The sequence below is a fragment of the Arthrobacter sp. Hiyo1 genome, from assembly GCF_001263615.2.
GTDB lineage: Bacteria > Actinomycetota > Actinomycetes > Actinomycetales > Micrococcaceae > Arthrobacter.
This window is the reverse complement of sequence record NZ_DF952468.1, coordinates 671,675-684,163: the sequence shown is the minus strand read 5'-3', so window position 1 is coordinate 684,163 and position 12,489 is coordinate 671,675. Positions and strand designations below refer to the sequence as shown.

The following is a 12,489-nucleotide window of genomic DNA, read 5'->3' as shown; positions in this document are numbered from 1 at the left end:
CGCCGCCGGCAGGCAGACCACCTCCCTGAAGCGGGAGAGCGCTGCACGGCCAGGATCAACCCGAAGTCGCAGCATGGCCCCTCACCTCCAGCCCTGCTACGGGACCAATCAGTCCGATAACTGGCAATGGTGCACGGACTGTCACCTCCAAGGTGCGGATTCCCTGGAAGCTGGCCTCCGATGTCGAGATGTCCCGGGCAAAGTCCGCGTTCAGCGCCGTTCCGATCAGCTCTGCTGTGCGCTCACGGGCATCGGACGATGTCCTGTCGGCGAGAGTGCCGTAACGGGCTCCGGACGAGGCCGCATCAATGAGCGTATTGCGCACGTGCAATATGAGGGTCAGTTGAATGACAACGAGGAAGAATACCGTCAACAGACCGCCGACCAGCACAAAATCCACGACGGCGGAGCCGCGTTCATCGCCCCTGCCGACCCTCACGCCACTGCCATCTTCCGCTACCCGGCTGCGGAACGGCATGGACTTACTTTCCGACCTTGCTCATCGCCTGGTTGAAGAGTCCTTCCAGTGCCGGGCCGGCCAGCGCCAGCAGGCCCGCGACAAGTGCGGCGGACATCAGGGTGATCATGACCCAACCTGGTACATCGCCCCGCTCCGGATGATCGTCGTCGGGGACCGGACACTTGTGCAGGTTGGTTCCAAGCGCTGATCTGGACGACGGGAGTGTCCACAGCTGCCACAGCAAGAGTCCTGAAGCGGATAGGCCTTCGCGTCCGAGCTTTTTCATTTTCACCATTTCATCTTCCCCATTTCATCTTTCCCAATTCCTTATGCAGGAATCCATTGTGATCCGTGCTGTCTTGGTATTCAGGCGGACGCCCATGTGACGGATGTGAAAAGGCTTGACTGAGATTCGTCATTAGAAGCCGAGATCCAACGCGGCCAAGCCCGGATAGACCGCGAAGATCACCGTGAGGGGCAGGACGCCGAAAACCAGCGGGACCATCATGGCGATTTCCTTGCGGCCCGCCGCTTCCATCAGTTCCCGCTTGGCTGAATCGCGGACATCCGCAGCTTGGGCCCGCAAAACATCGGCCAAGGGAGTTCCGCGTTCGACGGCAACGACAATTCCATCCACGAACCGAACAAGCGGGCCGAGCTCGGTTCGTCCCGAAAACTCGCGCAGGGCTTCGATCAGGGGCGTGCCGGCCCGGGTGGCGGCCAACACCAGGGCAAACTCCTTCGCCAGTTCGCCGCGGGCTGTGCGACACACTCGATCGAGGGCACCGCTGGCGCTCTCCCCCGCACCCACCGCAAGAGCCATCAACTCGGCAAGGCTCGGGAATTCCGCCAGCATCCGCCTTTCCCTTCGTTTGATCTGCACCCGGAGCATGTAGTCGCGGAAAAGAAACCCTGCCAGTGCACAAACCAGGACCGTAGCAACCGCGGGCACCGGACTGAACCGACCCCCGGTGGCATTCCCGACCACCACGACGAGCGCCGTGGCGAAGCCCGCGGCGGCCCACAGCAGTTGCTCCGCGCGGAAGTCCAGCGCGGACTTTCCAGAACCGGCCTTTGCCAGCTTTTTGTTGAGGGATGTGGTCCCCAGGTTGAACTTCGCCAGGTAGCCGAGGGCGTCGCGAAAAACCGGCCGCAGGATGCGCTCCAAGGCGCCGAACGGTGCGATGTCCGAGGGTGCGGAGAGCAGGCGCGATTCGAGGTTCTGGGACCTGAGTTGCGGCTCGATGCGCTCCACGAACCGAATCGCCCGCATGAATGGCATGCGAACAAAGATGAGCCACAATCCGGCTCCCAAAAGAAGTCCGCAGAATGCAGCCAAGGCAGTCAGCCCAGTCATCGAAGGACCCTTTCATCTTCAGGAAGGGCGGCGATGCGCAGCATCACCCAATAGCAGAAGGCCGAGACCAACAATCCGCCTCCAAGAACGCTGGCTCCGGCCGCCGAGTTATACGCGGCAACGGCTTCCGGCCGGCTGGCCAGCAACATCAGGACGATCCATGGGGCGGCAACGGCCAGGCGAGCACCATTGATGGTCCATGATTGTCGCGCCTCAAGCTCGCTGCGAGTCCTCGCGCTCTCACGAAGGAACTCGGCAAGAGTTCCCAAAAGGCGGCCGAGATCGGATCCGCCCACGTCCCGGGTCAGCCTGAGCGCCTCAATGATCCGGTCGGCAACGGGATCGGCCAAACGCTCCTTTAGTTTGCTCAACGCCGCATCGAAATGGCCGCCGGAACGGTAGTCCGCGGCAAACTCGCGGAAGAGAGCCCGCAGCTCTTCGGGACCTTTGTCTCCGAGCTGGATAAGCGCCTCGGGCAGCGAAAGCCCCGCACGGATCGCCGAGCGCAAATGGTCGACGACATCGGGCCAGAGCTCCCTGAGCATGGCGGTCCGCTTGCGCGCCCGCCAACTGACAACGGCCAAGGGAAGCCACATACCGAACAAGCCGAAGCACGCTGCGATCGAGAACGACGCGGTCATGATGTAGATCACCAGTGCGGCGAAAAGGCCCAATCCGAGGCACGATGCGATGAATCCCCCGCCGCTCACTTTTTCGATCCCGGCAGTGAGCAACAAGGACTCAAGGCGTTTAGGTTTTGGCTCCTTGACGGCAAGCGGGTCTTGTTCCCATGCCGACCACCAGATGAGGAAGACACCCAGCCCGCAGAGAACGCCTAGCAGCGGCGCCATTAGAAGTGCCCCAGGAGCGCGGCGACGTCAAATCCGGCCCGGGCGAATTTCTCGGCGGCCGGCATGGAATTCGACGTGGCTTGGAGCCGGCCGTCCTGCATCGTGAATACCTTGGACGACTCGATGATGCCGTTCTCCACGCGTCGCCCCAGCGAAAGGATCTCGGTGACTTGCCGGCGACCGTCCGCGTGGCGGCTGCAATGAACCACGAGATCGATGCATGAAGCCACGGTTGGAACGACGAACGCGCTTGAGATGTTCCCGCCGGCCAGCAGCGGCAAGGTGCAAATCTTTGTCACGGCGTCATGGGCCGAGTTGGCGTGGACGGTGCACATGCCCGGCAAGCCCGAATTCAACGCAATCAGCATGTCCAGGCTTTCGGCTTCCCGGACCTCGCCCACCACGAGACGATCCGGCCGCATACGAAGAGCCTCTTTGACGAGCCGGCGGAGGGGAATTTCGCCTTGGCCCTCAAGGTTTGGCTGGCGACACTGAAGGCCAACGACGTCGCGTAGCGGGAAGTGAAGCTCAAAGATCTCTTCGACGGTGATGACCCGCTCGCGGGAGCCGATATTGGCTGCCAGGCAGTTGAGCATTGTGGTCTTTCCGGCCTGGGTGGCTCCTGAGACGAGAATGTTCAATCCACTGGCGACCGCGGCTCCCAGGAACCGGGCTGACTCGGGCGTCAACGTCCCCAACTCCACGAGATGCTCGAGCCGGGTTGCCTTGACCACAAATTTGCGGATATTCACGGCCCAATGACGACGGGTGACGTCGGGAATGACGACGTGGAGCCGAGAGCCATCGGGCAGGGCCGCATCCACAAAAGGTGAGGAGAGGTCGAGCCTCCGCCCGGAACTCTTGAGCATCCGCTCGACGAGGTCGCGAACCTGCTGCTCGGTGAGGCTGATCGAGGTAAGTTCTGATTCGCCGTTCCTGGCAACGTAAACCTCGTTTGGCGCGTTCAGCCAGACCTCTTCGATGGTGGGATCATCCAGAAGTGGCTGGATAGGCCCGAAGCCGGCAACGGCGTCGAACACGTACTTGCGCGCAGTGTCCAAGCGTCCCAAGGGAGGCAAGGGGCCCAGAAGAGCCCGCTCATCGTAATCATTCACGGCGGCCTCGACGAGCCGGTGAATTTCGACTGCTTGACTCGAAGGATCCAGTCCACGCCGACGAATCAGCTCCCGCACTTCATCCTCGACGATGCGCAATGCTTCCATGTTCCCCCCAATGCAGCATGCGCCCAGGCGCTGCGGAAACCTTCAACCAAGTTAAGGCTAGGGGAGGTTGCGACTCCCTGCCAAGTAGATTTGGGCGGTTGTGGATAACCACGAACACCACGGCGATTGACAAGGAAGTCCCCGGATTCAACTGAACCTGCCGCGGCTGGATTTTGCGGGGACTATCCGCGGCACGGCATGCACGAAACCGGGATGGATTTGAGGCACTACTCGAGTGTTGACGGTGACTAAATACGAGTGTTGACACCCTGATTGCCCGCTCGTAGCGTCAAGTAATCAGGCGCGCGCCATTGGCCAAAAGGCCAAGCGCCTTTTGCTGTTAAGCCATCGACGCGCAACCGGGTTAATAATAAATGAATGCCCACAATGAGTACTGGCGACCCCGAATTGTGCTGAGGGTAAAACTGCACAGAAGGTCGCACCGGTCAGGTTGCAGGCGCGACGAACGGACTTGAGATGCAAGACGGGTGCATGGTGGCCTCCCGCATTGGGCGGAGGCCCTCCTTTGAAGCTCAAAAAAACCACCGAAAAGCGTTTGCCATGGCCGCAGCCGCGCTCCTTTTGGCGACGCTCTTCAATGCGGCGCTTTTGACCCGGCCGGCCCAGGCCGCGGGTCCTCTTGTCGTCACGTTGACATTTGACGACGCCAACGCTGATCAGGTGGCTGCGGCGAACTATTTGAATTCCAAAGGAATGTTTGGGACGTTCTTCCTTCCCTCCGGTTACCTCAACGCGACCGATCCTAATGGTGGCCCGCCTCCCTACATGACGACCGCCCAGGCACTCGCACTTCAATCGGCAGGCAACGAAATTGCCGGGCACACGGTCACGCACCCCGACCTTGCCCAGATGGACGCGAACGAGGTGGCACGCCAGATATGCAATGACCGCGTCAACCTGACCACTATGGGCTTCCGGGTCACGAATTTCGCCTACCCGTTCGCCTCCGCCACTCCCGCCGTCGAGCAACAAGTCGCCAACTGCGGCTACAACAGCGCACGTGGCCTGGGCGATCTGAAAAGCAAAGCCGCCCCAACGCTGACCGAAGTTGCTGAACCGCTGCCCGTTCCTACCGCGGACCTCTTTTTCACCAAGGCGCCCGATGAGGTAGACAACACGTGGGCAGTTGCCGACATGCAGGCCGTCGTGACCCAGGCGGAGGCCGGCGGCGGATGGGTTCAATTGACTTTCCACCACTTCGACTCGGCTACAGACCCTCTAACTGTCACGACCACCAACTTCCAGGCGTACGTGAATTGGCTGGTGACGGAGCAAACGGCCGGCAGGATCGTCGTCAAGACGGTGCGCCAGGTGATGGCCGCCCAATTCCCGGATCCCGCAAATCCGGCGCTCGACCTGGATAAGCCACTCGTCAATGGGCCGGCCGCCCCGCCACCCATCACGGTGGGAAACCTGATCCAGAACCCGAGTTTGGAAACAGCAGGCCCGGTGGCCACCGGACTCCCCTATTGCTGGGCAATCGGAGCATATGGCACCAACACCCACACCTTCACCAGCGTGTCCCCGGGCCACACGGGGTCCGTTGCAGAACAGATGGTCATTTCCGGCTACGTTGACGGCGATGCCAAGCTACTGCCGACTTTGGACCTGGGCCAATGTGCGCCGAGCGCTACGCCCGGCCATATCTATCAAATGTCCGCTTGGTACACGGCGACGGCTCCGACGCAATTCGAGCTCTACTACCGAACGGGCCTTGGCACGTGGAATTACTGGACCGCAAGTCCGAACTTTGCCGCGGCAACAGCGTGGACCCAGGCCACCTGGACCTCCCCACCGGTTCCGGCAGGTGCGAGCGCAATCAGCATGGGCTTGAACCTGCTGAGCAATGGAACCCTGATAACTGATGACTACGCGTTGTACGACTCGGTTGCCGTGGCCAGCGTGTTCAAATCGATGACACCAAGCAGGCTGCTCGACACCCGTAACAGCACCCCGGTGGCGCCAGGGGGCACGGTGTCCTTCCAAGTCGGCGGCGTCAATGGCATCCCGGCGAATGTCTCGGCAGTGACCTTCAACCTCACGGTGGCCAATCCGACGTCGTTCGGCTTCGTCACGGCCTACCCATCGGGAACCGCACGGCCGAACGCCTCCAACCTGAACTACGCCACGGGACAGATCGTCCCCAACTTGGTCACGGTCCCGGTGGGTTCGGACGGGAAGGTCACCCTGTACAACCAGTCCTCGGGAACCGCGCAACTGATCGCTGACGTCTCCGGGTACTACGTCCCGGCTGCCACATCGGCTCCTGGTGAGTTCCAAGCGCTGGCGCCAAGCCGGTTCCTGGACACCCGCAACAGCACCCCGGTGGCACCGAACGGAACGGTGTCCTTCCAAGTCGGCGGGGTCAGCGGCATCCCGGCAACAGTCTCGGCCGTCACTTTCAACCTCACGGTGGCCAATCCGACGTCGTTCGCTTCGTCACGGCGTACGCGTCCGGAACCGCCCGGCCGAACGCTTCCAACCTGAACTACGCCACGGGACAGATCGTCCCCAATAGTGTCACCGTTCCAGTGGGCGCGGACGGAAAAGTCACGCTCTACAACCAGTCCTCGGGAACCACGCAACTCATCGCGGACGTTTCCGGTTACTACCTGGCCGGCACCGCAACGGCGTCGGGAACCTTCCAACCCATCGCGCCAAACAGGTTCCTCGATACGCGGAACAGCACTCCGGTGGCACCGAACGGCACGGTGTCCTTCCAGGTCGGCGGGATCAGCGGCATCCCGGCGACAGTCTCGGCCGTCACTTTCAACCTCACGGTGGCCAATCCGACGTCGTTCGGCTTCGTCACGGCGTATGCGTCCGGAACCGCCCGGCCGAACACCTCCAATTTGAACTACGCCACTAACCAAATTGTCCCCAACTTGGTCACGGTCCCCGTGGGTGCCGACGGAAAGGTCACGCTCTACAGCCAATCCTCGGGTACGGCGCAGCTCATCGCGGACGTCTCCGGGTATTTCCTGCCATGAACTACTGAATACACAACACCCAAGTAAAAAAACACCGCCGCTCCGGCCTGCACCGCGCAGGCCGGAGCGGCGGTGTTTGGCTGTTGGCGGCCGTGCAGACAGTATCCGAACTGCATTGAACCACTCACTCAAATCCCATTGGCCACATTAGCACCACCTTGCACATCAGTGTTATGGTTGCCTTCGAATTAGAAGTGCCAACAGCCATTTACCGTCGCGGGTTTGAAACGGCGGAATGAATCAAGTGCCGCCCCATCGGGAGCCGGCAATCTCGTGTGGAGCCAAGAGATGAAGACCATTCAATTTAAAGCCCCTGTCTCCACTTCCCGGGTGCGCCGCGTTCAAGACCTTGCGCTAACAGCGATGTGCGGCGCGGCGGTCTTGCTTCTCTCTGCAACGACGGCCGTTGCAGCACCGGCTCCTTCACCGACGCCCTCCCCGGCGAGCTCCCCGACGTCGTCTCCCGCTAACTCCCCACAAACGACGGCGACCCAGTTGCCGAGCGCAAGCTCAACGCCTTCACCGACGCAGCCGGCAGCAAAAAGCCAGACAGCAACGCCGTCACCAACCGCGACGGCCCAAAGCAGCACAGATCGCCAAGCCGCAATGCGCGCAGCTGCCGGACCAGGGGCGCGCAGATGGGCCAACGCTCCCCACGAGTCCAGGGCGCGGTAACCGCCCAGGGCAGCTGGACACCCACCTTCGGCATCCAGGGTCTCGATGTCAGCTACTACCAGGCCGGCGTCGATTGGCAGCAGCAGTGGAACATGGGGGCGCGATTCGCCTACGTCAAGGCCAGCGAGGGAAACTACTACACCAGCCCCACGTACAGTTCGCAGTACCAAGGCTCGCGGGCAGTCGGAATGATCCGCGGCGCCTACCACTTCGCGATTCCCAACTGGTCCTCAGGCGCCGATCAAGCCAACTACTTCGTGCAAAACGGTGGCGGATGGAGCTCGGACGGCGCAACGTTGCCGCCCGTCCTGGACATTGAGTTCAATCCGTATGCAGGGCAGACCATCAACGGCGTCTACATGGGCAACACCTGCTACGACATGTCGCCCGCCCAGCTCACGTCGTGGGTACAGAATTTCGGCAACACCATGCGTTCCCTGACGGGACGGCTCCCGATGATCTACACCAACACGAGTTGGTGGAAACAGTGCACCGGAGATCCTGCCGGATTCGGGGACTACCCCCTCTGGGTCGCCTCGTATCCAGGCGGGCCGTCGAACGACGCTGGAATTCTTCCTTCCAGTTGGGCCAACTACAGCATGTGGCAGTACAGCAGTACGGGTCCCTTCAGCGGCGACTCGGACGTCTGGAACGGGGACTACGCTTCCCTCCAAAGGTTTGCCGGCAATCCAGCCAGGGGTTCGTTCGATTCACTGTCGCTCGTCCGGGACACCACCTCGGCATACCTGAGGGTCACGGGCTGGTCTGTAGACCTTTCCAGACCTTGGGTATCGACTCCCGTCAATATTTCAGTTACCGATCCGGGCAACGCGACCACCGGGTACTCGTTCCTGGCGAACGCATATCGCCCGGACGTTGATCAAGCCTTCGGTTACGGCCCTGCACACGGCTTTGACAACAACATCCAGATCACCGCATCCGGCACGTACAAGGTTTGCGCCACCGCCGTCAGCGTCAACGGCACTGTAGACCTTGGCTGCAAGAGTTTTCAGGCAAACGGTGTTGAACCTCCCATCGGATCGTTCGACACGCTCGGACAGGTTCGTGCTCCCGACGACGTTTCCCTTCGCCTGACGGGCTGGGCCATTGACCGTGCCAACCCGCAAACGGCCTCGTTCGCCGACGCCTACGTCACCGACCCCAGCGGACAGACCACGGGCTACCGCATCACGGCCAACACTTCCAGGCCGGATGTGGGAAGCGCTACCGGCTACGGTTCGAACCATGGCTTCGACAAGTCGATCAGCCTGAGCAAAGCCGGTACATATCACGTGTGTACCTATGCCATCGGGCAGTACTACAACACCGCGCTTGGCTGCAAAGACATCACTGTCGGATCCAACCCGCCGCCGAAGGGATATTACGACTCCATTCGAATCTCGCAGGCGCCCGGCGCGGCCAACCTCGTTGCGACGGGCTGGGCATTCGACCCCACCAACACCGCGGCCAGCATTCCTGTCCATGTCTACGTCCAGGCACCGGATGGAAGCAACGTCGGCACGGCATTCACGGCAAATCAATCCCGTCCCGATCTGAACAACGCCTTCGGCATTACCGGTAATCACGGCTTCAGCGCCTCATTGCCAACCAAGGGCACCGGCACCTACACCGCCTGTGCCTATGCCATCCCGGTTGCCCCGCTCGCTTCGGGGAACACGGCGCTTGGATGCATGTCCATTCAGGTAAGCAATACGCCAGTCCCGGCCGGCTACCTCGACTCCGTCGGAGTTGCATCGGTGTCAGGACAAGCCAATATCAGGGCGACGGGGTGGACATACGACCCAGCCGTTCCGGGCTCGTCCAATCCAGTGCATGTCTACATTACGTATCCGGACGGGAGCCGTCAGGGGTATGCCTTCGCGGCGAACGTTTCGAGGGCTGATGTGAACAACGCTTTCGGCATTACCGGAAATCACGGCTACTCGACGCTGGTCCCCGTCACTCAACGGGGCAGATACACGGTTTGTACTTATGGCATCGGGATAGCACAGTACAGCTCAGGCAACGCGCTTGCAGGCTGTCAATCCCTGAATTACTAAGTCTCCTGCACGGAGCGGGACCTGTGTACCGCGCCTCAACCAGAGGGCATCGAGCCGAAACGGGCTACGACGCTCAGGTTGAACGGTTAGGGTTATCAAGACGCAAGTCTCAGCTATACCCGTAATCGAAAGGACCCCCGGTGCATCATCGGTCGATTCACCGAGCGGCAGGATGCCTCCTGCTTGTCGGTATCAGCTTGGCCGCCTGTGCCAGTCCCCCAGCCAAACAGCAAAACATCCGCGGCGCGCTCACTGCGATTGGAAGTCCCATTCAGAGCGATCCGATCGGAGCATGGTCCAGCGCTTGGAAAAAGACCTTCACGGCCACGTCATTGAGCTATTCTCCGGACGGCTCTGACGTTGGGCTGACAGCCTTGGCCACGGGCCAGGCCTATTATGCAGCCCTCGACGCCCCCTTGACCGCTCAGCAACAAGACGCAACCAAAGCGGAATGCGGTCCGAATGGGGCGTTCAGCGTTCCGACCTCGGTGACCTCTATCGGCGTCGTCTTTAATATGCCAAGCATCCGGAGCCTCAAGCTCACGCCTGACCTGCTCGCCAGGATCTTCACCGGAGATATCAATCGCTGGGATGACAAGGCAATCGCAGCGATCAATCCGGGAACCACGCTCCCGGACGCGCCGATCGTCCCGGTGACCGCGAGCACAGCTTCAGCGCTGACCTCGGCCAGCACAGGCTATCTGGCGGCCTCACCCAGTTGGTCGTCCGGCGTAAGCAACAAGTGGGCCAAGATACCCGGCGGCCAAGAGGTCAAGAACTTCAGCGACATCGCCAAGAAAGTCGACGGCACCGCCGGCGCAATAGCCTTCATGGACTCGGCGTCCATCGGGTCCCGGTTTGACACGGCGTTGCTCTCGTTTGGCGGCAGCTTCGTCAGAATGTCCAAGGACTCGGTGGCTGCGGCCGTCCAGGACGGCACCACCAGAACGGTGGCCACGGGAGTCGAGTTTCGCCTTCCGGACAAGACCGACCACGGCTACGCATTGGGGAACGTGAACTACCAGGCATTTTGTACCAGCTATAAGAACGGGGAGGTTGCGTCCCTCGTGAAATCCTGGGCAGACTTCGTGGTCGGCCCCGATGGTCAGGTCGCTTCGACCTATTTCGCCGGGGTGGCCTCCCCGAGTGAAGAGTCCTTGCGGGATGCGTCACGCCTGATTGAGAAGATCGGGAGCGACCAATGATCGACCAACCAGCTGCCCAAGGCCCCGCTCGTCCCGACGTTCGACAGGAGTCGCTCTCCCGGGCAGGCGGATTGCGGTCCCGGACTCGCAACGTGTCCCCCGCCACCAAGGCCGGATTCGGTTTCTTCATCCGCGTTTTTGCCTTGCTCTCAGCCCTGATCACGCTCTGGATCCTGGCCACGCCGCTGATGGCGTATCCCGACGAACCCGCCCACACCATCAAGGCAGCAGCCGTGGCGAGGGGGCAGTTCTTCCCGGGTCCCGGCGAGTCCTATGGCAACGGGGTCCACGTACAGGTCCCCTCCTACATCGCCAACGTCGATTCCCAGCGGTGTTTTGCCTTCCTCAAGGAGATGCCCGCGGGCTGTGCGCCTGCCATTCCCGTTGGCGACACCTACACCACCATCGGCGTGACCTCGGCCGGCTTGTACAACCCCTTCTACTACTGGTTCGTCGGGCTCCCTAGCCTGTTCATGTCCGGAGCCCCCGCGATCTTTGCCATGCGGATTGTCAGTGGACTCATGTCGGCCGCCTTCTATGCGGCCGGGTTCACCGCGCTGTCGAGGCTGCGGCATCCCAAGTGGCCCATGGTTGCGGCCGCGGTTGCGACAACGCCCATGGTTTTCTTCCTGGCCACGGGAATCAATCCGAACTCCCTGGAGGTCGCGGCGTCGATGGCAGCCTTCTGCGGTTTGGTCTCCGTGCTTGAGAACTCAAGGCAGCTTCACCTGGCCCGCCCGGGAATCCTGGCAGTCGGAGTATCGGCAGCGACCTTGGCCAACACCAGGAACGTGTCCTTGTTGTGGCTCCTTTGCGGGGCGATTGTGGCCTGCCTCTTCTTCCGGGGCGCCGACATCGTTGCAATCTTCCGCAATCGGCTATTGCTCATAGTTGCCGGATTGTCCGCCATCGGAGTGGCACTGGGTGTCATCTGGAACTTCATCATGTTGACCGCGCCTCCGTCGGCAGGCGAGGCGCCCGCCGGAATCTCCAATGCGGTTGAAGGCCTTCGGCCCTCCAACGCCTTCGCCACCATGCTGGACAGGTCGTTCGACTTCGTCAATCAGTACATCGGAGTCGCAGGCTGGCTTGATGCTCCGGTGCCGCAAGCCGTCCTGATGTTCTGGAACATGCTGCTCATTGCCCTGTTGCTGCTGGTCTTCCTGATGCGTCCGGCTAGATTGCAGCTGGGCTTCTGGGCCGCGATCGGAATGCTTGCGGTAGTTCCCGCCCTGGTCCAGGCCGCGCTTGTCACGAGCAGCGGATTCATCTGGCAAGGAAGGTACAGCCTCCCGTTGTTCGCGATCGCGGTCATCTCGGCCGGGTTGGCGCTTCGGTTCCGCAAGTTCCACGCAAATCTCATCAGCCGCAGGGTCGCCAAGATTCTTCTCTGGGCAACCTGCGCTGCCCATATCTACGGCTTCGTGTACATCCTGCGACGGTACGTAGTGGGAATACCGGACTTCGCGAACTGGCTGGTGATGTTCACCAAGCCGGATTGGCAGCCGCCCCTTTCCTGGGAAGTCCTCACCCTGCTCTTCGCCGTTGCATTGGTCGTTGCGGCAGCCCAGCTGTACCGTTTCCTCTACCCCGGCCTGCCGTTCTTCCCGGTCCCGGTGATCCGGGCGCTGCGTTGGGCGGCGCGCC

11 protein-coding genes are annotated in these 12,489 nt (G+C 61.5%); 5 read left to right on the top strand and 6 right to left on the bottom strand.

Annotated features, from left to right (window positions below; translation table 11 throughout):
- Positions 1 to 55 precede the first annotated feature (55 nt).
- The 5 genes from AHiyo1_RS03010 to AHiyo1_RS02990 all read right to left on the bottom strand — a co-directional run bounded on the left by AHiyo1_RS03010 (position 56) and on the right by AHiyo1_RS02990 (position 3,891).
- Complete coding sequence (locus AHiyo1_RS03010; RefSeq protein ID WP_059387578.1) at positions 56 to 478, bottom strand: TadE family protein; 423 nt, start codon at positions 476 to 478, stop codon at positions 56 to 58.
- A gap of 4 nt (positions 479 to 482) precedes the next feature.
- A complete protein-coding gene (locus AHiyo1_RS03005) occupies positions 483 to 746 on the bottom strand; it encodes a hypothetical protein (protein WP_307053579.1) in 264 nt (87 codons plus the stop codon).
- Between the two features lie 132 nt (positions 747 to 878).
- The gene (locus AHiyo1_RS03000) at positions 879 to 1,817 is read right to left on the bottom strand and encodes a type II secretion system F family protein (RefSeq protein WP_059387577.1); all 939 of its coding nucleotides are present in this window, start codon (positions 1,815 to 1,817) and stop codon (positions 879 to 881) included.
- Complete coding sequence (locus AHiyo1_RS02995; RefSeq protein WP_059387576.1) at positions 1,814 to 2,668, bottom strand: type II secretion system F family protein; 855 nt, start codon at positions 2,666 to 2,668, stop codon at positions 1,814 to 1,816. The genes AHiyo1_RS03000 and AHiyo1_RS02995 overlap by 4 nt, the downstream gene beginning before the upstream one ends.
- Positions 2,668 to 3,891 carry a CpaF family protein gene (locus tag AHiyo1_RS02990; protein WP_059387575.1) on the bottom strand — a complete coding sequence of 408 codons (1,224 nt, stop codon included), beginning with the start codon at positions 3,889 to 3,891 and terminating at the stop codon, positions 2,668 to 2,670. The genes AHiyo1_RS02995 and AHiyo1_RS02990 overlap by 1 nt, the downstream gene beginning before the upstream one ends.
- Before the next feature lie 561 nt (positions 3,892 to 4,452).
- Here AHiyo1_RS02990 and AHiyo1_RS02985 point away from each other — a divergent pair.
- Together AHiyo1_RS02985 and AHiyo1_RS02980 are read left to right on the top strand one after the other, a co-directional pair.
- Positions 4,453 to 6,399: a polysaccharide deacetylase family protein gene (locus tag AHiyo1_RS02985; RefSeq protein WP_059387574.1), complete on the top strand. Its 1,947-nt coding sequence runs from the start codon at positions 4,453 to 4,455 to the stop codon at positions 6,397 to 6,399.
- 44 nt (positions 6,400 to 6,443) lie between these two features.
- A complete protein-coding gene (locus AHiyo1_RS02980; RefSeq protein ID WP_084784326.1) occupies positions 6,444 to 6,902 on the top strand; it encodes a hypothetical protein in 459 nt (152 codons plus the stop codon).
- 341 nt (positions 6,903 to 7,243) lie between these two features.
- Here AHiyo1_RS02980 and AHiyo1_RS02975 read toward each other — a convergent pair whose 3' ends face one another.
- Positions 7,244 to 7,492: a hypothetical protein gene (locus AHiyo1_RS02975; RefSeq protein WP_059387573.1), complete on the bottom strand. Its 249-nt coding sequence runs from the start codon at positions 7,490 to 7,492 to the stop codon at positions 7,244 to 7,246.
- A 48-nt stretch (positions 7,493 to 7,540) separates the two neighbouring features.
- On the opposite strand from AHiyo1_RS02975, the gene AHiyo1_RS02970 reads away from it, so the two are divergent.
- From AHiyo1_RS02970 to AHiyo1_RS02960, 3 genes are all read left to right on the top strand, one after another.
- Positions 7,541 to 9,637, top strand: a complete 2,097-nt coding sequence (locus tag AHiyo1_RS02970) for a lysozyme (protein WP_059387572.1) — start codon at positions 7,541 to 7,543, stop codon at positions 9,635 to 9,637.
- Positions 9,638 to 9,777: 140 nt separating this feature from the next.
- On the top strand, positions 9,778 to 10,842 hold the full coding sequence (locus AHiyo1_RS02965) for a substrate-binding domain-containing protein (RefSeq protein WP_084784325.1): 1,065 nt from the start codon (positions 9,778 to 9,780) through the stop codon (positions 10,840 to 10,842).
- On the top strand, positions 10,839 to 12,489 hold a 1,651-nt coding region (locus AHiyo1_RS02960), incomplete at its 3' end, for a DUF2142 domain-containing protein (RefSeq protein ID WP_059387570.1). The genes AHiyo1_RS02965 and AHiyo1_RS02960, both read left to right, overlap by 4 nt.

Excerpts from the sequence above, each read along its gene's own strand:
- AHiyo1_RS02990 (WP_059387575.1), bottom strand. The coding sequence starts at position 3,891 with ATGGAAGCATTGCGCATCGTCGAGGATGAAGTGCGGGAGCTGATTCGT.
- AHiyo1_RS03010 (WP_059387578.1), bottom strand. The coding sequence starts at position 478 with ATGCCGTTCCGCAGCCGGGTAGCGGAAGATGGCAGTGGCGTGAGGGTC.
- AHiyo1_RS02985 (WP_059387574.1), top strand. The coding sequence starts at position 4,453 with ATGGCCGCAGCCGCGCTCCTTTTGGCGACGCTCTTCAATGCGGCGCTT.
- AHiyo1_RS03005 (WP_307053579.1), bottom strand. The coding sequence starts at position 746 with ATGAAAAAGCTCGGACGCGAAGGCCTATCCGCTTCAGGACTCTTGCTG.
- AHiyo1_RS02970 (WP_059387572.1), top strand. The coding sequence starts at position 7,541 with ATGGGCCAACGCTCCCCACGAGTCCAGGGCGCGGTAACCGCCCAGGGC.
- AHiyo1_RS02995 (WP_059387576.1), bottom strand. The coding sequence starts at position 2,668 with ATGGCGCCGCTGCTAGGCGTTCTCTGCGGGCTGGGTGTCTTCCTCATC.
- AHiyo1_RS03000 (WP_059387577.1), bottom strand. The coding sequence starts at position 1,817 with ATGACTGGGCTGACTGCCTTGGCTGCATTCTGCGGACTTCTTTTGGGA.